The organism is Citrobacter telavivensis (assembly GCA_009363175.1).
In the GTDB taxonomy this organism is placed as follows: domain Bacteria; phylum Pseudomonadota; class Gammaproteobacteria; order Enterobacterales; family Enterobacteriaceae; genus Citrobacter_A; species Citrobacter_A telavivensis.
On sequence record CP045205.1, the window covers coordinates 3,735,091 to 3,757,155 of the forward strand.

At 51.0% G+C, this 22,065-nt stretch carries 22 protein-coding genes; 15 read left to right on the forward strand and 7 right to left on the reverse strand.

What is annotated here, in order from left to right; all coding sequences use genetic code 11:
• Window positions 1-26 precede the first annotated feature (26 nt).
• Both GBC03_20310 and GBC03_20315 read right to left on the reverse strand, forming a co-directional pair.
• On the reverse strand, window positions 27-941 hold the full coding sequence (locus GBC03_20310) for an NAD-dependent epimerase/dehydratase family protein (protein ID QFS72381.1): 915 nt from the start codon (window positions 939-941) through the stop codon (window positions 27-29).
• Window positions 938-2,686 (reverse strand): fatty acyl-AMP ligase, encoded by a 1,749-nt coding sequence (locus GBC03_20315; protein ID QFS72382.1) that lies wholly within the window; start codon window positions 2,684-2,686, stop codon window positions 938-940. The genes GBC03_20310 and GBC03_20315 overlap by 4 nt, the downstream gene beginning before the upstream one ends.
• A 378-nt stretch (window positions 2,687-3,064) precedes the next feature.
• On the opposite strand from GBC03_20315, the gene GBC03_20320 reads away from it, so the two are divergent.
• The 13 genes from GBC03_20320 to GBC03_20380 all read left to right on the forward strand — a co-directional run bounded on the left by GBC03_20320 (window position 3,065) and on the right by GBC03_20380 (window position 16,222).
• Window positions 3,065-4,189, forward strand: coding sequence for an N-acetyltransferase (locus GBC03_20320; protein QFS72383.1), 1,125 nt, complete (start codon window positions 3,065-3,067; stop codon window positions 4,187-4,189).
• A 307-nt stretch (window positions 4,190-4,496) separates the two neighbouring features.
• Window positions 4,497-5,198, forward strand: coding sequence for a deoxyribose-phosphate aldolase (gene deoC / locus GBC03_20325; GenBank protein ID QFS72384.1), 702 nt, complete (start codon window positions 4,497-4,499; stop codon window positions 5,196-5,198).
• A gap of 55 nt (window positions 5,199-5,253) precedes the next feature.
• On the forward strand, window positions 5,254-6,189 hold the full coding sequence (locus GBC03_20330) for a ribokinase (protein ID QFS72385.1): 936 nt from the start codon (window positions 5,254-5,256) through the stop codon (window positions 6,187-6,189).
• A gap of 1 nt (window position 6,190) precedes the next feature.
• On the forward strand, window positions 6,191-6,691 hold the full coding sequence (locus GBC03_20335) for a carbohydrate transporter (protein ID QFS72386.1): 501 nt from the start codon (window positions 6,191-6,193) through the stop codon (window positions 6,689-6,691).
• A gap of 12 nt (window positions 6,692-6,703) precedes the next feature.
• The gene (adhP, locus tag GBC03_20340) at window positions 6,704-7,741 is read left to right on the forward strand and encodes an alcohol dehydrogenase AdhP (protein ID QFS74081.1); all 1,038 of its coding nucleotides are present in this window, start codon (window positions 6,704-6,706) and stop codon (window positions 7,739-7,741) included.
• A 4-nt stretch (window positions 7,742-7,745) separates the two neighbouring features.
• Window positions 7,746-8,900 carry a mandelate racemase/muconate lactonizing enzyme family protein gene (locus GBC03_20345; GenBank protein ID QFS72387.1) on the forward strand — a complete coding sequence of 385 codons (1,155 nt, stop codon included), beginning with the start codon at window positions 7,746-7,748 and terminating at the stop codon, window positions 8,898-8,900.
• 14 nt (window positions 8,901-8,914) lie between these two features.
• Entirely contained in the window at window positions 8,915-9,865 is a 951-nt protein-coding gene (locus tag GBC03_20350) for an aldo/keto reductase (GenBank protein QFS72388.1), read from the forward strand.
• On the forward strand, window positions 9,862-10,725 hold the full coding sequence (locus GBC03_20355; protein ID QFS72389.1) for an amidohydrolase family protein: 864 nt from the start codon (window positions 9,862-9,864) through the stop codon (window positions 10,723-10,725). Before GBC03_20350 ends, GBC03_20355 begins: the two co-directional genes overlap by 4 nt.
• A gap of 147 nt (window positions 10,726-10,872) precedes the next feature.
• A complete protein-coding gene (locus GBC03_20360; GenBank protein ID QFS74082.1) occupies window positions 10,873-12,099 on the forward strand; it encodes an MFS transporter in 1,227 nt (408 codons plus the stop codon).
• 81 nt (window positions 12,100-12,180) lie between these two features.
• Window positions 12,181-13,350, forward strand: a complete 1,170-nt coding sequence (gene fucO, locus GBC03_20365; GenBank protein QFS72390.1) for a lactaldehyde reductase — start codon at window positions 12,181-12,183, stop codon at window positions 13,348-13,350.
• Between the two features lie 8 nt (window positions 13,351-13,358).
• The gene (locus tag GBC03_20370) at window positions 13,359-14,279 is read left to right on the forward strand and encodes a dihydrodipicolinate synthase family protein (protein QFS74083.1); all 921 of its coding nucleotides are present in this window, start codon (window positions 13,359-13,361) and stop codon (window positions 14,277-14,279) included.
• Between the two features lie 10 nt (window positions 14,280-14,289).
• Window positions 14,290-14,613, forward strand: a complete 324-nt coding sequence (locus tag GBC03_20375; protein ID QFS74084.1) for an L-rhamnose mutarotase — start codon at window positions 14,290-14,292, stop codon at window positions 14,611-14,613.
• 88 nt (window positions 14,614-14,701) lie between these two features.
• Window positions 14,702-16,222, forward strand: coding sequence for a porin (locus GBC03_20380; GenBank protein QFS72391.1), 1,521 nt, complete (start codon window positions 14,702-14,704; stop codon window positions 16,220-16,222).
• A gap of 63 nt (window positions 16,223-16,285) precedes the next feature.
• Here GBC03_20380 and GBC03_20385 read toward each other — a convergent pair whose 3' ends face one another.
• The 5 genes from GBC03_20385 to GBC03_20405 all read right to left on the reverse strand — a co-directional run bounded on the left by GBC03_20385 (window position 16,286) and on the right by GBC03_20405 (window position 20,653).
• Window positions 16,286-17,146 carry a helix-turn-helix domain-containing protein gene (locus tag GBC03_20385; GenBank protein QFS74085.1) on the reverse strand — a complete coding sequence of 287 codons (861 nt, stop codon included), beginning with the start codon at window positions 17,144-17,146 and terminating at the stop codon, window positions 16,286-16,288.
• Window positions 17,147-17,918: 772 nt separating this feature from the next.
• Entirely contained in the window at window positions 17,919-18,479 is a 561-nt protein-coding gene (locus tag GBC03_20390) for a hypothetical protein (protein QFS72392.1), read from the reverse strand.
• A 556-nt stretch (window positions 18,480-19,035) separates the two neighbouring features.
• The gene (locus GBC03_20395; GenBank protein QFS72393.1) at window positions 19,036-19,782 is read right to left on the reverse strand and encodes a methyltransferase domain-containing protein; all 747 of its coding nucleotides are present in this window, start codon (window positions 19,780-19,782) and stop codon (window positions 19,036-19,038) included.
• Window positions 19,783-19,833: 51 nt separating this feature from the next.
• Window positions 19,834-20,385: a GNAT family N-acetyltransferase gene (locus GBC03_20400; GenBank protein QFS72394.1), complete on the reverse strand. Its 552-nt coding sequence runs from the start codon at window positions 20,383-20,385 to the stop codon at window positions 19,834-19,836.
• A 10-nt stretch (window positions 20,386-20,395) separates the two neighbouring features.
• Window positions 20,396-20,653, reverse strand: coding sequence for a hypothetical protein (locus GBC03_20405; GenBank protein QFS72395.1), 258 nt, complete (start codon window positions 20,651-20,653; stop codon window positions 20,396-20,398).
• 442 nt (window positions 20,654-21,095) lie between these two features.
• Between GBC03_20405 and GBC03_20410 the strand changes: the two genes are divergently transcribed.
• Window positions 21,096-21,659 carry a DUF2975 domain-containing protein gene (locus GBC03_20410; protein ID QFS72396.1) on the forward strand — a complete coding sequence of 188 codons (564 nt, stop codon included), beginning with the start codon at window positions 21,096-21,098 and terminating at the stop codon, window positions 21,657-21,659.
• Window positions 21,660-21,672: 13 nt separating this feature from the next.
• The gene (locus GBC03_20415; GenBank protein QFS72397.1) at window positions 21,673-21,897 is read left to right on the forward strand and encodes a helix-turn-helix domain-containing protein; all 225 of its coding nucleotides are present in this window, start codon (window positions 21,673-21,675) and stop codon (window positions 21,895-21,897) included.
• The last annotated feature ends 168 nt before the right edge of the window (window positions 21,898-22,065 follow it).

Below are 22,065 nucleotides of genomic sequence, written 5' to 3' on the forward strand. Positions count from 1 at the left end.
AAATAACATACCTGTAATCTAAATAATCAAAATAGCCCCTGGCGTAACGCATATTCCAGGCTAACCCGGGGAAACCAATTTATGTTCTCGCACAGACATTTATTATTTGCTGACCAGTCCGGGTGGGTTAATTCGCAAACTTTACTGCGGGTCAACATCGGTTCTTTTCCGGCAAACCGACTGATTAACGTACTCGTCCCGGCAATCAATATCAGCAATGGCAGCGGAATACTCACGGTCCGAACCGGCCGCTTACTTACCGCAGCCGCAATTTCCTGAAGACGTTGCCAGTTATAGCCGCCGGCAACCCCATCGCATAACTCATAAGGATAAACTGGCGTCCGTTCGGCCATGAGCCATTGACTGACGGCCTGAGCCAAATCGCTCACATGCAAAAATGACAATCGGGTATCGACAGCGCCAAATCGCGGAAGATAGCCTCGCAGCATCGTACGAAACAACGGGTTTAACTCTTTGTCACCGGGCCCGTACACCGCCGTAGGGCGAAAAATCCCCAGCGTAATCCCGGCGGCCATCGCCGTTAGCCGTTGTTCAGCAACATGCTTGGAATTAGCATACCAGGAGAGTTCAGGGTGACGAGCCGCCAGCGAGGAGATAAACAGAAAGCGCTGACAACTGCCGCTTTCTTTCGCAGCCTGCATCAGTCGCTGACTACCTTCGACATTACAGCGGGTGAAGACTGCTTCTTTGTGTCCTCGCACCTGCCCCGCACAGTGGACTACGTGATCGGCCCCTGCGACCAGTTGCACCAGCGTCTCGCGTTCTTCCAGCGCCCCCCGGATCCAGACAAGATTTTCGCGCGCGTCGTGACGGACGGTTCGGGTTAACGCCCGGACGATAAAACCCTGGGAAAGCAGCGCCTCAATAATATGTTTTCCGATAAAACCGGTCCCGCCGGTCACCGCAACGATGGTACTCATTGCGCATAACCCGACGCGGGGATTGGTGAATTCAGGGGTTCGGCGAAGAGGTTCAGATAGCGTTTTTTTGCTTCCGCACGGGCCGGTTTCCCGGAGGATGTTCGTGGAATGCTGTGCGGTGGCAAGAGCTCAATGCTAACAGAAACGCCAAACTCGCTTTGTACCCGGGCGGTCAGACTGTGGACTATCTGCGCGCGGCGTTCTTCACAACTGACCCGGCACTGGATCTGTAAAATAATCCGCTCCTGGGACGTCACAAACGCTATTGCATCGCCAGAGTGAATTTCCGGTTCCTGTTCCGCAATATACTCAATATCCTGTGGCCAGATATTCCGACCACGAATGATGATCAGATCTTTTATACGTCCCGTCACGTACAGATAGCCATCCAGCAAGTAGCCCAGATCCCCGGTATCCATCCATCCGGTTGACTGGATTTCCTTTTGCGAAACCGGATCCTGAAAATAACCGTCCATCAAGCTCGGACCGGATATACAGATATGGCCCACTTCTCGTTCAGGAAGCGGGAGTCCAATTTCGTTACGAATTTCAATGCGGTGACCCGGTAGTGCTTTGCCACAGTTCACAAAGGTGGAAATCGCCCGGGTATTTTTCGTTGGCGCAACCGCTTTGCCCTGGTACTCGAGTATATCGCGATCGACGTCGTTCACCTGAGAACCCGACGCTTCATCGGAAAAACTCACCGCCAGCGCATTTTCAGCCAGTCCGTAGCACGGCATGAAGGCTTTACTGTCAAACCCCGCGCGCTGGAAACATTCGCCAAACTGATTGAGTTGCCCGGCAGAAATGGGTTCGGCACCCACCCCTGCTACACGCCAGCAGGAGAGATCTAACCCGGCAAGTTCGTTGTCATTGATGCGACGCAAGCATAAATCGTAACCGAAGGGGGGGGCCACGGAGACGGTGCAGCGGTTCTGACTGATTAATTTCAACCACTGTAACGGGCGCATGGCGAAATCCTGCGTGCGCAGATAGTCCACGGAGAGTTGAGTCGCCACAGGCGTCAGCAGAAAACCCACCAGCCCCATATCATGATAAAAGGGCAGCCAGGAAACGCAGCGGTCGCTGTCGCGTAATTTGATCCCATCATGGCTAATCACACGCAGATTCGACATCACTTCACGGTGGGTAATAATGACACCGCGAGGAAAACGCGTACTGCCAGAGGTGTACTGGAGGTAGGCAATGTCATCCGGCAATGGCTGTGGCAGTTCGATATCCTTTTCCGGCAACGCATTAAATTGCGCATTGCTGAGAATATGGATTGCCGCCCCATGATCGTTGACGACATCTATCAGTGACAACCATTGATCGCTGCTGATAATGGCCGCTGGCTGACAGCTGGCTAACAGACCCTGCAATTTCGCAGAATAAGAATCGCGTTGCCCGACGCCCATTGGAATGGCCAGCGGTACCGCCACTAAACCCGCATACTGACAGGCAAAAAAGGCTTCGACAAAACCCACGCTGGTTTCCGCAATCAGCGCGACGCGATCGCCCTTATTGAGATTCAGCGAAAGCAACCGCCGTGCCCCGGCTTGTGCTCGCCATTTTAGCTGACGATACTCCAGTACGGCTTCAGGCTGATTGCGTCGATCATAAAAATTCATTCCTGCATTTCCCAAAGCGGCGTAGTCCAAAGCTTCCGCCAGGGTTGAAAAGTCAGCATAACGCATAGGAAGAGAATGAGTAGATATTCTATTGGACATATACACCATGAAAATGTTTGGATTTAAAATCGCTGGATATACGAAACAAATAATCGGCAGAGGGTAATATAAATTAAATAGTCATTAAACAGCACCTCTTTTTTTTGGAAAAATAACCATCACAATTATAAATGATTGCAAGTATTTTAATGGTAACAGGAATAATATCCTTCGTGCATATACTTCGTCCCTTCACTAACATTAAAAATTATCATTTATTTCCTTGAACGCCACTATCTAACGTTTTATCTTCCCGTTTTATCGACAACCGCATAAAGTAGTAAAAGAGAAAAATAGACATTTCATAATTTATTCCGTTTTCGGATGCTGACGTTACCGTATGGTAATGGATGTAATTATGTTTATTTCTGCACTTTTTATTTAGGGCAATTTATGATTCAGATACAAAAAGTCATGAATAAACATGACCTCAACACCTTTATCTCTTTCCCTTCTTCACTCTATGGCGCTGACGACTGCTGGATCGCCCCCTTGAATTTTGAACGCGCAGAGCATCTGTCTGCAAAAAATCCGGGGTCAGAACATATCAACTGGCAGGCATGGATCGCAAAAAAAGAGGGACGGGTGGTCGGGCGAATAACCGCGCAGATTGATACCTTACATCGCAGACTGTACGGCGATGACACCGGTCATTTTGGCATGATCGACGCCATCGACGATCCTGAGGTCTTTAGCGCGCTGTTTGCTGCCGCCGAAACATGGCTGAAATCCGTCGGGGCGCGAAAGATAACGGGCCCTTTTAGCCTGAACATTAACCAGGAAAGCGGCCTGCTGGTTGATGGCTTCGGGACGCCCCCCTGCGCACTGATGCCGCACGGTAAGCCCTATTATGGCTCCCGGGTCGAACAACTGGGGTACACCAAAGGAATCGATCTACTGGCTTACTGGATGCAGCGGACAGATTTATTCTTCTCGCCATCGCTGGTCCGACTGATGGATCAGGTGCGTGAAAAGGTGACCATCCGCAGCATTAATCGCAAGCAATTCAGTGAAGAGATGCAGATTCTGCGGGAAATTTTTAACTCAGGATGGCAGCACAACTGGGGATTTGTCCCCTTCACAGAACACGAATTCGCCGCCATGGGCGAGCAGCTCAAGTTCCTTGTACCGGACGATATGATTCACATCGCTGAGATAGATTCTATCCCCTGTGCCTTTATCGTTGGCCTGCCAAATATTAATGAGGCTATCGCCGATCTCAATGGTCGGCTGTTGCCGTTCGGCTGGGCCAAACTGCTCTGGCGGTTGAAAGTGAGCGGTGTCCGTACCGCGCGGGTGCCTCTGATGGGTGTACGCCAGGAGTATCAGTTCAGTCGTATTGGCCCGGTCATAGCTCTGCTGTTAATTGAGGCATTACGTGAACCGTTTGCCAGACACCATATCGACGCAGTAGAGATGTCCTGGATTCTGGAATCTAATAGCGGAATGCGCACGATCCTGGAACGCATCGGCGGGGTTGCCTATAAGCGCTATCGCCTGTACGAAAAACAGCTCTGAGCGCAGCCGGGAGGAGAAGGCGTGAAGATTGGGTGAGCCTCCTCCTCTACGCTTCCGGCTGTGGATTGTCGTCGGTACTGAGGTAAACAATAGCGCTTTCCCGCCTAAAACAGGATTCTGAACCATTCCCCCTTCTTTTCTGCTGGCCTCCAGCGCTGCGAAATTGCGACTGATGTCGCAAAAATATCACCCTGAAAATTCTGTCCATATAGCCGGGATTCTTGCCTATCACACATTTTCTGCCCCCTCCCTAAAGTAAGTCTTAGCCCATAACGTATGTTTTTTCAGCTAACAGGAGTCGCAGTAAATGATCGATTTTAATGACCCACGCCAGGTTGCCAAGGCTATTCAATTCACGAACGTCAATCCTGATTTAACCCGGGAAAGTCTGATCCAGCACCTGAATATCTGCATGGAATATCAGTTTGATGCCGCAATGATTGCCCCCTGCTGGGTCTCCCTTGCTAAAGAAGTACTGAAAGGTACAGGGGTTCGTGTCGCCACAACCGTGAACTTTCCGCAGGCTAACGACACGACAGCCATGAAAGTGGCCGTCGTACGAGAATTGGCAAAAGAAGGTGCCGATGAGTTTGATTTCCCACCAAATCCAGGTTTTCTGCTGGGGGGCGAGGATGAACTGTATTTCCGGGAACTGAAGGAAGTCACCCATGTTGCGCATGACCTGGGAATGAAAGTCAAAGCCATGCTGGAATTTGGTTTCATCACCGAGGAGGCGATGAAAATCAAAGCCACCCGTTATGCCTATGAAGCCGGTATTGACTGGGTGAAACAGTCAAGCGGCTGGGGCAAAGGCGGTTGTGCCGCGACGGTAGAAGATGTGCAACTTCTCAAAGCTCATATCCAGGCACCTTGTCGGGTCAAAGTCTCCGGTAAAGTGAATACGATTGAGAAAATGAAAGAGATGTTCGTAGCAGGTGCTGAATTAGTCGGGACCAGCTCCGGTCCTGAACTGGTCAAAGGACTGGTAGGCGACATTAACGCTTATTAACCGAAAAGTGCCGCTGGTAGCAGCGGCACGACGCCCTGCACAATTTAAGGAGTATGTGATGAGTGTATTTATTCTCGGTAGTTACGCAAAGGCGCTGGTCATGACCGCTGAACGTATCCCGCTCGCCGGGGAAACGCTGATCGGACATAACTTTCGCCAGACATGGGGAGGAAAAGGTTCCGATATGGCGGTTCAGGCTGCACGCTTAGGGGCCGATGTCGCCTATAGCGGCGTGGTGGGAAATGACACCTTCGGTAATGAGTTCATCGAACTGATGCAGGAGGAAGGCATCAATATTGATGCGTTGACCCTGACCACCGAGCTGCCCACGGGCGCTGGCCTGATCATTAAGGACAAAGAAGGACGCAATGTCATTGTCGTGGATATGGGCGCCAACAAGCTCTTTACCCCTGCCCTTGTCGATAACGCGCTGCTGCAACTTAAAAATAGCCACGTGGTGTTAACCCAGTTAGAAATTCCTCTCGAAACAGCCCTCTACGGTTTGAGAAAGGCCAAAGCGCTGGGTAAGACAACCCTTCTCAACCCGGCACCTGCCCGAGATCTTCGTGGACTCGATCTGAGCGCGGTTGACTTCCTGACGCCTAATGAAACGGAGGCCCGTGTCGCGCTGGGGCTGGCTCCGGACGATCCGCTCAGTAACCGCGAGGTCGCCGACAGGCTACTGGAAACGGGATGCCGCTATGTTGTGATGACGCTGGGTGAAGCGGGTGCAGCCGTTTTCACCTCTGACACCGCGCTGGAAATACCACCTTGTCTGGTTGAGGTCGTCGATAGTAATGGTGCAGGTGACAGTTTTAACGCTGCCCTCGCTGTCGCGCTTGACGAAGGTAAACCCGTCAACGAAGCGGTTCTGTTCGCCAACGCCACAGCGGCACTCTGCTGCTCTGACTGGGAAACTGTTCCCTCTTATAAATATCGCAGCGATGTCGATACCTGGATGCAATTCAACCTGAGCCGAAGGAATTCCTGACATGAGACCCGACAGAATTTTACACCCCGAGCTTGCCGCAGCCTTAGCCTCCTTAGGCCACACCGATATCGTTCTGGTCACCGATGCGGGGTTCCCGATTCCTGCGCACGCGAACCGGATCGACCTGGGTTTCTGGCCTGGTCAGATTGACGTCCGGGAGATCCTGCGCGTGCTACGTAAGGAACTCTTTGTTGAAGAGGTACATTTTGCCAGCGAAGTCCGCGACTGCCACCCGCAGTTGTACCGCGATGTGCAAACGATCTACACCGGTTCTGGCGCGGCGTTTTTCGCTGCGAGCCATGAAACGCTGTGCCACGACATTGCCCATCAGGCGAAGCTAATCATTCGCTCCGGTTCGTTCGAGCCCTGGGCCAACTTCGCCCTTGTCGCCAGCACCGATCCGTTTGCCTGGTTCACTGATGCGTCTGGCGTACAGCCGCTCCCCGCCTATGTTGCGCGACGCCAGCGTATTGTCGACAACATCGTACCGGAACTTAACTGACAGGACATGATGATGAAAGCAGCGGTAATCAGTCAGGCACAGCCGGGCAAAGTGGAGTTTCGCCATCAGACCGTTCGGGCGTTAGCCTCCGGCGAAGCGCTGGTCAACGTTGAATGTTGCGGTGTCTGCCACACCGATTTACATGTTGTGCAGGGTGACTTTGGCCCAGTACCGGGGCGTATCCCCGGACACGAAGGCATCGGGATTGTCAGCGCGATTGCCGACGACGTGACCAGCCTGAAAGTGGGCGATCGCGTCAGCATTGCCTGGTTTTACGAGGGTTGTGGCGTATGCGAATACTGTGTCAGCGGGCGGGAGACCTTCTGTCGCAACGTAAAAAATGCCGGTTACAGCGTTGATGGCGCGATGGCCGAGCAATGCATCGTCAAAGCGGACTACGCGGTGAAAGTCCCGGAAGGTCTTGATCCTCTGGTCGCCAGCAGCATTACCTGTGCGGGTGTAACAACCTACAAAGCTGCGCAGGTTTCGGGAGTCCGTCCGGGGCAATGGCTGGCAATCTGGGGCGCGGGCGGTTTAGGCAATATGGCTATCCAGTTTGCCCGCAATGTGTTCAATGCCCGCGTGATCGCCATTGACATTCAGGATGACAAACTGGCGCTGGCCAGAGAAAGCGGCGCAGAAATCACCCTTAACCCCGGTAAAGAGGATGTTCCCGCACGTATTCATGAACTGACGGGCGGTGGTGCGCATTCGGCGATTGTGGTGGCGGTGGCGCGCTCGGCCTTTAATCAGGCAGTTAACAGCGTCAGAGCTGGCGGCAAAGTAGTTTGCGTGGCGGTTCCTGCCGGCGAGCTTTCGCTGAATATCGTCAAGACGGTTCTTGATGGCATCCAGATTGTCGGCAGCCTGGTGGGAACCCGTCAGGATCTGGCGGAAGCCTTCCTGCATGCGCTTGCCGGGCGCGTTCACCCCATCGTACAGCCCCGAAAACTGGAGGAGCTCAATGCCATTTTCAAGGAGATGGACGACGGCACAATCCAGGGAAGAATGGTGATTGATTTACGTACCGTGCAGCGCACAGAGGAGTGAGACGATGAAAATTACAGGCTGGCGTACGCTAACGACCTGGCATCACTGGGAGAGACCGATTGGTGATGTCAACGGCACCATTGAGTCCGGAGTGACCGAAGTGCCCATCCTGATGCTGGAAACAGACGAAGGGGTAACCGGCATCGGTCTGGGCGGACATGCCGACATCGAACGAGTCTTTCCGGCTATTGAAGGTGAAGATCCCCGTGCGGTAACGGCACTTTACGATCGCATGCTGGCCTGGGTTTTCAAAAGTGGTCACGCCGGTAGCACCTTTGGCACCATTGGCGTTGTCGACATGGCCTTATGGGATCTGAAAGCAAAGTGCGCGGGAGAACCGCTCTGGCGGCAGCTTGGCGCAAGACGTGGATTCGTTCCCGGCTATGCGTCCGGACTGGATTACCCACTTTCGCTGGATGCGCTGATTGCACTGCATCAACGTTTTGCCGATCGGGGATTCAGCGCGTTCAAACTCAAAGGTGGGCTGGACGTTGAGCAGGACCGGGAGCGCTTTGCGGCGGTCAGAGAGGTTTATCTGCGCAACACCCCTTCGCCGGTCATGATGCTGGATGTCAATGAATCAATGAACAGCAAACAGGCCGTCCGCTACATCAACCGTTTGCAGGAAACGTTGGATCTGAGCTGGATTGAGGAGCCTGTCCGTCGCTGGGATGCCGCCGGTCACGCCGCAATTCGCCAGCAGGTCACCTGCGCGGTGGCGACAGGAGAAAACCTGACAGGCATAGAACAGTACCTGCCGTTGCTGAAAGAACAGGCGGTCGATGTGCTACAGGCGGGGATGTGCTGGGGGATCACCCATTTTCTGCGCGTGGCGAATCTGGCACAGGCGTTTAACCTGCCGGTCAGCCCCGTCGGCTACAACGCTAACCCCGTCGCCCATGCCGCTGCCGCCGTCGCCAATCATCTGAGTTGTGAGGTGCAGGATCTGAATTTTCCGCTGGGTCTACAGGTAGATCAACGCATAGAAAATGGCGGCATCCTGCTGGGTGATGAGCCCGGACTCGGTATTTCCATTGATGAAACGGCAATTCAGTCACAACACGATAAGGGAAGCTGGACGATTGCCCAGGGCCCCCATGTCAGACCGGAACGAGCCGGGCTAAGGCTGACGCTCCAGTCACCACAACGCGAACAATAATGAAGGACTCAAAAATGAAAACCGTACCTCTGGGCCATACCGGCATTCAGGTGCCCGTTCTCGCGATGGGAGCGGCATCGCTGGGCAGCATCTATCACCCGGTGTCCCAACTGCAAGCCAATGAAACGGTCGCCACCGCGCTGAGTCATGGCGTGAACTACTTTGATGTTGCCCCTTATTACGGGCTCACGAAAGCCGAAACCGCATTAGGCGCCGCGCTCAAGGGCGTTCGTCGTGAAAGTTACACCCTCGCCACCAAGGTGGGCCGTTACGGTGACAGCCTTTGGGATTTCTCACGCGATGCCACCTTACGCAGCGTGGAAGAAAGTCTCTCCCGTCTGGGTTGTGATTACATTGATGTCATTCAGTGTCACGACATTGAATACGGCGATATGACGCAGTTGCTGGATGAGGCGCTGCCAACGCTTCGTGAACTCCGGGACAGTGGCGTGGTTCGCCACATTGGCATCACCGGATACGATCTGCCGCTACTCGAACGCGTCGCCTGCGAGCAGAAAGTCGATACCGTCATGGCCTATTGCACATGGACTTTACAGGACCGACGCCTGGGTGCTGTTGCGCAGCGGTTGAACGAAGCAGGGATTGGTGTCCTCAATGCGTCTCCTCTCTCAATGGGGCTGCTGACCCGTTCAGGTGCGCCGGACTGGCATCCGGCCCACGACGATGTCCAACGCGTCTGCCGCAGCGTGTCTGAACTGTGCGATAGCTACGGCGTCAACATTGCGCAGATTGCCCTCCAGTTTGCCCTGACGACCGCCGCGGAGCACGGTATTGCCTCCACCGTCATTGGGACAGCCAGCGCCGAAAATATGCTCGATAACGTCCGCTGGTCTGAGCAACCGCTCGATCCTGAACTGCTGGACAACATTAACGCGCTGATGGCACCGGTACTCAATATCGGCTGGGATGTGTTGCCAGGTAACGGAGGGAAAGCGCAGAAATGAGAACGCTCGACAGTCATCTTCATCTCTGGGATCCGTGCTTGTTGCGCTATGACTGGCTTGGCGATCTGCCGACGTTAAACCGGGCTTTTTTGCCGCAGGAACTTGCCCGGCATGCCGGGGCCCCGGACGCGGCGATTGTGGTTCAGGCCGACTGCGCCGCCGAGCACGCCATCAAGGAAGTGAACTGGCTGAATCAACTGGCTGATGACAGTCCGATCGCCGTGGCAGGTATTGTCGCCTGGGCTCCTCTGGAGTGTGGCAGCGCCGTCATTCCTTATCTGCGCCAGTTACGACAGCTTCCGCGCGTGGTGGGCATCCGACGTTCCCTACAGAACGAAGCGCTGGAACGGTTCTACAGCGCAGACTATCGCGCCGGTTTACTGGCGGCGGTAGAAGAAGGCTTTGTCATTGATATGTGCGTCAGAGCGGCGCAACTCCCGGCCCTGTTCGATCTGATGACATGGCTCTATGACCGGGTGCCGGAGGCTCGCGTGGTTCTCGACCATATGGGCAAACCGGCCATCACTCGCAATGAATGGCAGGAATGGGCGGAAGGGATTAAGGCGCTGGCAGCCTTCCCCAACCTCGCCTGCAAGCTGTCTGGACTACCGACGGAGGCCAACTGGGAAAACTGGCAACCCGAACAACTGAAGCCCTGGATACAACAGGCTATCACCACATTTGGCGCGCAGCGCTGTTTATTTGGCGGTGACTGGCCGGTTGTTGAACTGGCCGGAGGCTACACCCGCTGGAGGAATTGCGTAACTGAAGCCATTACGTCTCTGTCGCCGGAGGAAATAAACGCAATAATGGCGGATAACGCCAGGGATATCTATCTGAGAAAAGCCAAAAAAGGTTAATAACGTCGTATCTACACTGATGTCGTTTATTTCATTTTACCCTACTGAATAAAATTTGAGGAAATAAGCATGTCTGATAATACCAACACATTGCCATCCGGGAAGGTTGCCGACAAGCATCAAACCGATTCTCCGGAAAGCAATATCATGGTCACCGGGAAAAAGAAAAATATATTACTGGCCTCCCTGTTCGCCAATTTCTTTGTTCTGCTGGCCTTATATTGTGGCGTCATTTCCGTTCTGTTACCGAACCATGTCGCGCAAATCGATCCGGCCAATAAGGCTAACAACCTTGCCATCGTGATGACCACGGCGCTGTTGTTTACTATTTTTGCGCAACCTATTGCCGGGGCATTATCCGACCGATGCCGTTCAACATGGGGGCGTCGCTCTCCTTTCATTGTCGGTGGCGCGTTAATCGGTGGGCTGGCGATCTTCGGCATCTCGATGATGACAACCATCGCCGGTATTGCGGTTTTCTGGCTGATGGCCGCCGTCTCGCTGAACTGTATGAACGGGCCACTCGCGACCGTCGTGGCAGACCGATTCTTACCTGAAAACAGAGGGATAGCCTCAGGTTTCGTTGGCGCGGGTTCGACAGCGGGCGGAACCGTAGGCATCATCCTGGCCGGGTATCTGGCGTGGAATCTGCAGTTAGGCTATCTGGTATTTGCCCTGGCTATCGCAGCCTGCTGTGTTGCGTTTGTGCTGATTAACCGTGAACCTTCAACGCGAAATATGCCGGTTGAACCTTTCAAATGGGGAACGTTTTTCAAAAACTTCTGGGTCAGTCCACGCCAGTATCCCGATTTCGGTTGGGCATTCTTTGGTCGCTTTGCCATGTACCTGGGCTACCAGGGCGTGGTGACCTATCAACTGTATATCCTTCAGGATTTCATTGGGTTAAGTGTTGAAGAGTCCAACTACGCCATCGGCACAATTTCGGTCATCACGCTGTCCACCCTGCTCTTTTCCGGTCTGGTATCCGGCATCATCTCCGATAAGCTGCAGCGGCGTAAAATTTTCGTCTTTCTCTCCAGCATTCTGATGGCGGCGGGCCTCTGTATTCCTCTGGTCATGCCAACCCTGACCGGTATGTATATTTATGCCGCGATTATGGGACTGGGATACGGAGCCTATACCTCCATTGATATGGCGTTGATGACTCAGGTATTACCTAGCGGCGGTAAACAAGCGGGTAAAGATATGGGGATCCTGACTATTGCGACAGTATTACCGCAGTCATTTAGTCCCATATTATCGGCCTGGCTGCTCGCGACATTTAATAATGATTATTCATCATTATTTATTGCCGCCATTATTTTTGTCTTTGCTTCATCATTCTTTGTATTACCGATTAAATCAGTTAAATAAAAAATAACAGTTTGCAGGCGAGACCACACTCGGCAACGGGTGGGTAGGCCCTCGCCTGTCCGCAACAAGAGAGACGCTATAATGACACAACGCATGATATTAAATGAAACCGCCTGGTTTGGGCGAGGTTGCCGCGGCCAGTTAATTAATGAACTCATCCGACGGGGTTTTACCAGAGCACTCATCGTCACCGACAGCGGCCTGGTCAAATGCGGTATTGTCGGGAAAATTACCACTCTACTTGATGAGGCGGGTTTTGCCTGGACATTATTCGACCGCGTCGTACCGAATCCCGGTATTACCGTGGTGCAGGAAGGCGTGAAAACATTTCGCGCCAGCGGCGCTGATGTCCTTATCGCGGTCGGTGGCGGATCGCCTCAGGATACCTGTAAGGCTATTGGGATCATCATTAATAATCCTGAGTTTGCAGATGTTCGCAGCCTGGAAGGGTTCGCTGAAACGACCCGTCCCTGCGTGCCAATTATTGCCCTTCCTACCACGGCAGGGACCGCAGCAGAAGTCACCATTAACTATGTGATTACCGACGAAGCGCATCAGCGGAAGTTTGTCTGTATCGATCCACATGACATTCCTCAGGTCGCGCTTGTGGATGCGGATCTCATGGATGCGATGCCAGATTCGCTAAAAGCCGCCACCGGCATTGATGCCCTTACCCATGCCATCGAAGGTTATATTACGCGCGGCGCCTGGGAATTACCGGACGCGCTCCATCTTAAAGCCATTGAAATGATCGCCAAATCGCTGCGCCGCGCGGTGGCTGGCGATGCTGAAGCGATGGAAAAAATGGCGCTTGCGCAGTACATCGCCGGGATGGGGTTTTCCAATGTGGGTCTCGGCCTCGTCCATGGCATGGCTCATCCGCTGGGCGCGTTTTACAACACCCCGCACGGTGTCGCTAATGCCATCCTGTTACCTCAGGTAATGGCATGGAATGCGCCCTGCACCGGAGAAAAATACCGCAACATCGCCCTGGCAATGGCTATTCCCGACGCCGCCACGCTGCCGCTGGCAGAAATCCGACAGGCTGCTGTCGATGCGGTCTATCAGCTCAATCACGATGTCGGGATCCCCACATCACTGCGTGAGATTGGCATGAATCAGGACGACATTCCGCAACTGGCACTGGCCGCCTTTAACGATGTCTGTACCGGCGGAAACCCACGCCCGGCCACGGTGGATGACATCGCTGCACTCTATCAGCAGGCTTTCAACGGAGTGAACAGACAATGACACAGCAGATGACCCAACCGCTGTTCAGCGGGGTGATCCCTCCGGTTCCGACACTCTTCACCGCAGAGGGTGAATTCAACGAAACGGCGCAGGCTATCCTTATTGAGCACCTGATCAATTCCCCCGTGGACGGGCTCTTTTTCCTGGGTAGTGCCGGAGAGTTTGCCCATATGTCCCGCGAGATGCGCCTGGATGTCGCCGCATTTTGCACGCGCCTGGTTGCAGGTCGAAAACCCGTGCTGATTGGCATTGCCAGTTGCGGCACACAGGAGACCATTGAAGCCGGTCTTCATGCGCAACGCTTCGGCGCGGATGGCGTGGTCGTCGTGAACCCCTGGTACAACCCGCTCAGTGAAAGTAACCTGCTTCAACACTTTAAAAGGGTGGCGGAGGCGCTGTCGATTCCGGTAATCCTGTATAATTTCCCCGCGCTGACCGGGCAATCCATACCGGTACAGATTATCAAAACCCTTGCCATCGACTGCCCGAACATTGTGGGGTTGAAAGATACGGTCGATACACTTTCCCATATCAGGGAAACGCTGCACGCGGTAAAACCCGTGCGCCCCGATTTTGCTGTCTTTGCCGGTTACGATGAGTACCTTCTTGGCACATTAATTCTGGGAGGAGATGGCTGTATTCCCGCCAGCGCCAATTTTGCACCACAACTCACCTGTGGGATCCGCGATGCCTGGCATAAGCAGGATTATTCCCGAGCCGTAGAACTGCAACAGTCGCTGTCCTGGATCCCTCCTCTCTACGGGTTGGATCTGCCGTTTTATAATGCGGTGAAATATGCATTACAGCTAACTGGCCTGGATATTTCTGTCCATTCATTGCCACCTGCGTCGCCACTGACCGCAGAAATGAAAACAGAAATTGAAAACATCCTTCAACGCGCGGGTGTGATTAATAAGGAGGGTAATTAACATGAACAATATTCGTCGATTTGGTTGCGTGGTGAAAGTCCGGCCAGAAAAACTGGCGTATTATAAGGAACTTCATGCGAATCCCTGGCCTGAAGTCAATGCCATGATAAAAGAATGTAATCTGCGCAACTTTTCCATTTATTACAAAAATGGTCTGCTGTTTAGTTATCTGGAATATACCGGTGATGATTATGAAGCCGACCAGCAGAAAATGGCCGCGCACCTGAAAACACAGGAGTGGTGGCAGGAAACGTCGCCCTGCCAGATGCCGCTTGAAGGAGAACCTGAAGGCACGCTATGGGTAGAAATGGAAGAAATATACCACCTCGATTAATACAAAAATAATAATATTAATTCTCTGCGCTTTTTTGAAAGCGCAGAACCCCTGTATTTTAATAATGATAGAAACATCCGAGAATAATATGAAAATCACCTCTATGACATGTATCGGCCTCGGCTTAGTGAATCTTTTTGCCATCCCTTATGCATCTTCTTCGCAAAATTTAAATATTGAAGAACGGTTGTCGCAACTGGAATTACGTCTGCAAAAAGCAGAAAGCAGGGCCGCGCTGGCCGAAAAACAAAATGCCCAACTGGTCAGTCAATTAAAACAGACAGAACAAGAATCACAGCAGGCGAAAAAATCGGTGGAAAGCCTGGAAGCCCGCACCCAGCGAATTGAAAAAATAACGCCCGATGAAGATGACTATTTTGAGCTGCACGGTTATGCGCGTTCCGGCATGATGACCAACCATAATGCCCGCCACACCCAGGGGGGGCCATTTATGACCCCGGCAGGACAAACTGGCGGGGCAATTGGCCGTCTGGGTAATGAACCAGATACGTATGTTGAAGTGTATCTGGAGAAGAAAAAACGACTGGAAAACGGCGCCACGACCCGATTTATGACGATGATTGCCGATCAGCAGAAAAGCTATAACGACTGGACGGCGGATTCCAGCACGCTGAACGTCAGCCAGGCCTTTGCTGAAATCGCGTCGCTTCCGAGTTTTACTGGTCCCTTCAAGGATACGACGCTATGGGCCGGTAAGCGTGTGGATCGTGACAACTTCGAAATTCCCTGGCTGGACTCTAAATTCGTCGCGCTCAACGGCACCGGGGGCGGTATCTATGACATCCGCTGGACCGATAACATTCGCAGTAACTTCTCCTTCATTGGCCGTAGTTTTGGCGATGTGGACGTCGTCAACAATGACGTCCAAAACTATGTCCTGACAGCCAACAACTATTTTGGCCCGGTGCAATTATTCATCAGCGGGATGCAGGCAAAGGACAATGAAGAGCGTGAAACCTTAAGCGGATATAAAGTCTTCAACGCGGCAAACAAAGGTTATACCGCACTGTTAGGGTATCAGGGCGACAGCTTTTATGGCCTGACAAAAGGTGAAACGCGTAGCGTACTCTCCTGGGGACAAGGTCTTGGCGCGGAAGTGAAGAATATAGGCACCGACCCGGCGTTACTGTCCGATGCGAAAACGTTACGTTTAGCCAGTTACGGCATCGTCAATCTTTCGCCAGGCTGGGATTTTGCCCCTTCACTGCTTGCTCAGCAGAGTGCCGATCGTTACGTGAAAGGCGATGATTATCGCTGGGTCACCCTGAACGGACGACTGATGCAGAACATTACGCAAAACTTCGCGTTAGGTTATGAGGCGACCTGGCAATATATGGATCTCGATCCTAATGGCTATCAGCAATATCAGAAGGTGAAGGGGAATTTTTACAAACTGACCTTTGCACCAACGTTCCGACCTGACGATATTTCGCCCTTCTTTACCCGCCCTGAATTACGCGTTTTTGCCACGTGGATGAACTGGGATAACGATCTGGATAAATACAGCCCTAATGACACCTTTGGTCAGAAAGGTTTCACCTCGGGTGGCGAGTGGACATTCGGCGTTCAGATGGAAACCTTCTTCTGATCGCGGGCGAACGGTTTTATCACGGTAAAACCGTTCGCTTTCCTGATAAGGACTGAACGCCACTTACAGTGGTTTTTCCCGTCGCCGGAATTCACTTGGCGAAACGCCGACCGCCCGATGGAACTCGCGGGAAAAATGCAGTTGATCGTGATACCCCACCTGGCTGGCGATGCTGCCTATGGTGGCATCCGTTTCAACTAACAGGCGACGCGCCTGAGACAAGCGGTAGTTTTTCAACCAACGCAGTGGACTTTGATTAAACGTCTCCTGAAAGAGTCGAAAAAGCTGTGATTTACTCACCTGGCAATAGAGCATAAATTTGTCAATATCCCATTCATCGTTATAGTGACTGTGAATTTGATAAATCAGCCGACCTAATCCGCGATGGGTGATCACCGGTGAACTTTCATTTTCATGACTGCGACTTTCAAGAAGCGTATAAATTAATTTCGAACACAACAGGTCGCAATGGGCATCCGCAACCAGAGTATGGCTTTTCATCAAACTAAATAGTTGATGGTAAATGTCGGTTATTTCAGCCGGTGATTCAAACTCAAACACCGGTTGATGAAGAACATTCAGAAAATTCATAATATTGTCCATCTTAGAACCGTCAATTCTTAACCACAATATTTCCCAGGGATCGGCGCTGTCCGGAAAGTGTTCATGCGGAAACCTGACTGGAAGCCAGACCAGACTTCCTTCTTTCACTTCGTATTTTTTATTCTCCAGACAAATAACGCCCTTCCCCTTGAGACAGAAAATAAGTTCATGCCCCACGACAGACTGGCGTTGGATATGGAAATTCGCCCCTGTCAATATATGACCGGCGCGCAATACCCGATAATTGACCAGCGTAGAAAAATCTTCTGATTCCCGATACCAGTTTTCAATGACCTGCGTTCGCTGCGGCAGTGAACTCATATGCCATACTCCGAAAGAATGGATACATTTTAGATTAATTAATCCATCATGGGATGACAAGCGGAAATCATGACAGGAGTTGATTTAATTCTTTGACTCAGTTCACAAGATTAAGTAACGATAATATTATATCGTCAACCCGGAACTTTCCCCCTTAAAAAGGGGACATGACATGCCAACAATCCGCCATCGTAAAAAGCAGAGCGGATAAAATCATTAATTTGGCTTAGGTAGCATTTATATTCACCATCTTTTTGTAAATAACTTCACAAGCTAAATTAACAAAGAGAACATTATTCTACTATCGCACGCATACTCTGCCACGCTTTTATCGTCTTCTTTTCGATTAAGAACGGTTTCTGACAAACACCTGCGTATAAGGACGAATCTGCCCTGCTATCCGCTGTTCATTATGATGGTGTACATACGTTCATCTCCTGGTATTTCCTTCTGTCATTCGAATCGCTCTAACTAACATCATTAACGTCCCCACGTATCCTTGAAGGAGTCATTCTCCTTGGTCATGGGCAACCCCTTGAACAGAGGGTCGATACGCTGGCGGTGGCGATTAACACATCATAGGGTTTATATCCGACAGGAAGGCAGCCAAAACTGTATACAGAATGGGTGAAAGCCATTGTGGCTCACAAGATGAATTTATTCTCAGCTATCGGCAAGGCCGCACTTTACGGCTGAAATGACATTACCCGCGAAAAGGGAATCCGTAAGGATTCCCTTTCCTGTGACTTCTCGGTTTACGCGATGATCGCATTCATTTCAGAGTCTGCTCGTCTTCAGCAGCAGAAAAGACAATATTCAGACCACGAGGTCGAAATATTGTTGAATGAATCAACATATATTTGTACCAGCGTAAAAATAGCCGCCGATCGTTGACCCCAATACGTTCAAGAATACTGTACAATCTTGAATATATTGACTTTTGACTCAACCCCAGATATTGCGACGCGTCAGCATACGTTTCCAGACAAACAATCGCATTGAGCGTGTGTTTGTCTGCCCGGTTCATCTTTGTCATAAACTGACAAAACTCACACTTCTGTTCGTCACTGTTATCCTGTGCATCTCTAAGTTTTTCAATGATCCGCTGGATAGAATCACAATAATTGATATGCTGTTTCAGGTATAAATTATCTTGCTTTTCGGAAATACTCACTACTGTATATTCAGAAAGCAATGCACAACAGCATCGTGTTTGTACCCACATAGCAGGAAGAAAGCAGAATGGTTTCCTGTCTGACGGTCTCGCTGCCCTATTCTTTAATTCACTCAGCGCAAGAGCGATAAGTGGAGAAAGTTTATCATCAACAACCACGTTATCCCTCCTTGTACCGCTGTTTGCAAATATACACTTATCTTAAATAAAACTGCCAAAAGATATAACTGTTCAATCTAATACATCATGATAGGAAACAGCTATCACCATTTCTTTTTTTATCGCAAGATCAGATCATATCATTAACAACCTTGAAGGATTAAGCTTTATTATCAATGGTTTACATTTTAATAAAAATACACGCAGAGCAACAAAAATCAAACAAAACACAACAATAAATTCATATCCAGGGCATGCAACACCATCAATTAAATAGGATTATTTATCCTATAATCAGAAAAACAAAAAAATTACATCGCCATTCTTAGGTGTCATAGAAAAATACAAATTAGGATTGTTCTTAGATCGGAGAATAATCTCTAAATAAGAAGAAAGAATAAATGGGATGCATTAACTCAACGTCGTTTTATTTAATGGTAAATTTGAACAGAACGCCTTTTCATTTTTATAAAGCCACTATCACTTCGTCAAAAGCAATAGTTCTCATCTGGGGTAAATAACGGCATAGCCGAAAGGCTATGCCGTATCACTCACATCATCGCGCCATTAACGCAAATACGCCCCAACCGAAGTATTCCCGGGCGTACGTGACATGGCGTTTGGGCGCTATCGTCAACTCCGTACGAACCTCGTCGGCAAAATCATCCTCAGAGTTAGCCTCTAACCAACGACGCATTGTCAGCCATTTCGCCGCTTCGTACCGATCCCAGCCCTCCTGGTCTGCCAGTACCATTTCCACCACGTCATAGCCGAGTTCGTCGAAAGAGCCGACGAGCGCAGGAAGGGTGAGAAAATCAGTCCTGGACGAGACGCCACAAGCCTGGGCAATCTCTTCCGTCGCGGGAACCTGACGCCAGTATGGTTCACCGATCAGTATCATTCCGCCAGGCTTGAGGCTTTTTGCCAGCAGTTCGATACACCCGGCGACGCCACCGGCTATCCAGGTCGCGCCAACACAGGCCGCCACGTCGCATTTTTCGTCCGTGACGTAACCCGCCGCGTCGTTATGAATAAAATGGACGCGTTCGCTGACGCCGAGCTCTTCAGCACGCTGTTTTGCCTGCGCGGTGAAGAGCGGACTCATGTCGATACCGGTACCGTTAATACCGAGATCGCGCGCCCAGGTACAAAGCATCTCACCTGAGCCACTGCCGAGATCGAGAATACGCGCCCCCGACTTCATGCGTAACACGCGGCCCAGTGTGGCGTACTTTTCCGGCGTGAACGGGTTATGAATACGGTGTTCACTTTCGCTAGTCGTAAAAATACGTGGGATATCCATTAATTAATTCCTTTCATTGGGTTACGAATGACAGAGCGTTCAATCAGGTCATTATTCATGCCAGTGCTCCGGTTGCATTAAGGCCTGCGCACACTGAATTTGGCCAGTACGAGCATGTGGCTGAGCAGAGAGGGATTGCAGCATCCAGCAGGCCTTGTGCTCTTCCGGGATGGGATAAGGCGCAGGATAGCCGTTGTCTCCTGCGCAAGGTTTGAATCCATGTCGCGGATAGTACGTGGCATGACCGAGAACAAATACGCGCTGACACCCCATCAACCGTAAGTGTTCTAAACCGGTACGTATTAATAATCCGCCCACTCCTCTCCCCTGGTATTCCGGTATGACCGCCAGAGGCGCGAGGATATGCATCAGGGGAGATTCCATTTCCCCTTTGAATGTCGCCCGGGTGAACAAGATATGCCCGACGGCTTTACCTTCATGTCTGGCCAGCAACGATAACGTCGGACGTGCACTTTCGTCTTGCAGCAAAGCAGCCACCAGATCGGCCTCTTTACTGTAGCCAAATGCACGGGTTTCGACTTCCCGGATGTTACTTACATCACTCTCATCGGTGATATGAAAGGTGAAGTTGCGTGTTGTCATAGAACTCTCCTTAGCGGTTATCTGGCTGGGCGCGAACGTTGTTCAGCCCGGTGGTATTAATGCGGTAGGGTTGACCATTGACGGATTTGATCAGCTTTTTGGTTTTGAGTTTTTTGAAGACGGCGAGCGTACAGTCGGCGAGCAGCAGCCCTTCGCGGCTGTAACATTCAACGGCGGTGACGCGGCCTGACGTATCGCGAACGTGCGCAATACGTCCACCTTTGGCGAGAACGTGTAAGGTACGTTGTTCCTGACGGGATAAATTCATACTGGAAAACCTGTTTAATCATCATGTGCAAAACGTGCAAACACACAGCGGTGTCCGCATTCGATTTCAGCGCATTGATAATCAGTCCGGCCTGGAAAGGTCGGGGAAACTGATTATCAGATGATTACATTCTCCAGCATCAAAGCCTCGGGTTGAGTTGAAAGGTATTTACGGCATGAATGGTAACACGTAATTTCAGCAGGGATATGTGCAGGTCGGGGAAATGTGATCGATGTCGAAAACGCGAGCCCGCCCACGGTCATGGCTTCATCTTCTGTCCATCCACGGTCTCGCTGGCAGGCAGAAAGATAACCCATTGTTCTGTAACGATAACTTTCAATTTTCTTGATTTTAATTAAAGTAAAACGATAAAAAATTATTGTTTTACTTTAATTTTGTGTATTGTTTGCACTATCACGCTAAGCTGACACACCGAGGTTCTATGTCCACTGATGCACTGGCACAACTCAGCCAAAGAATGGTCACTTTCACCATGATGCTGTTGATTACCATCGTTTTGTTAAATTCGATCGTTCTGTTTTTTCCCATATTGTCATTTTCGAATGAGTTCTACGGGATAACGCTGTCTCTCACTGACCAGCGACTCTCTGCTCTCAATGTCAGCCTGCAGACGTTGCCATGGTGGCAGGCAGCGGGGGCCGGAGTCATCAACCTGTTGGTCATGGCGCCACTTTGTTACTGCCTGTATCAACTACGATCGCTATTTCAGGCCTATGCCCGGCGAAACTATTTTTCCGCCCGTTCGGCACAACATATGAGCAGAGTCGGCGCTTCTCTGGGGGTCTGGACTGTAATGACCCTGCTTGCGGATCCTGCGACCAGTTACTGGTTGACGATGCTTAACCCCGCAGGAGAGCGTGAAATACTCATCGGGTTTGAGCTCCATCATGTCGTCTGGTTTTTTATTGCGCTGTGTGTGATAGCAGTGGCTAAAATACTGGAAAAGGCGAGTGCTCTGTACGAAGAAAATAAACTTTTCCTCTGAGGCGGTAACTGCTATGGCAATCATTGTTAAACTGGATGTGTTACTGGCCGCAAGAAAAGTCAAATCAAAGGAGCTTGCGGATGCGATTGGAATTACGGAGCAGAATCTTTCGCTAATAAAACAAGGGAAAATTAAAGGCTTTCGATTTTCAACCCTTGATGCATTATGTAAATATCTTGATTGTCAGCCCGGCGATCTGTTCAGTTATATCCCCGTTAAGGAGGGTAACGACGATTAATCACCCGATTCAATCCTGATATTATATTTCTTCCAGCCTGAATAAACACCGCTGCTTGCGGCGGCGTTTATTATTGGACAAGCCCCCTGTAGCCCTACCCCGATTTTGGTTTCTGATGACAACACTGGTTTACGACCTGCGCGAGTACATGATTAATTCTATCTGAAA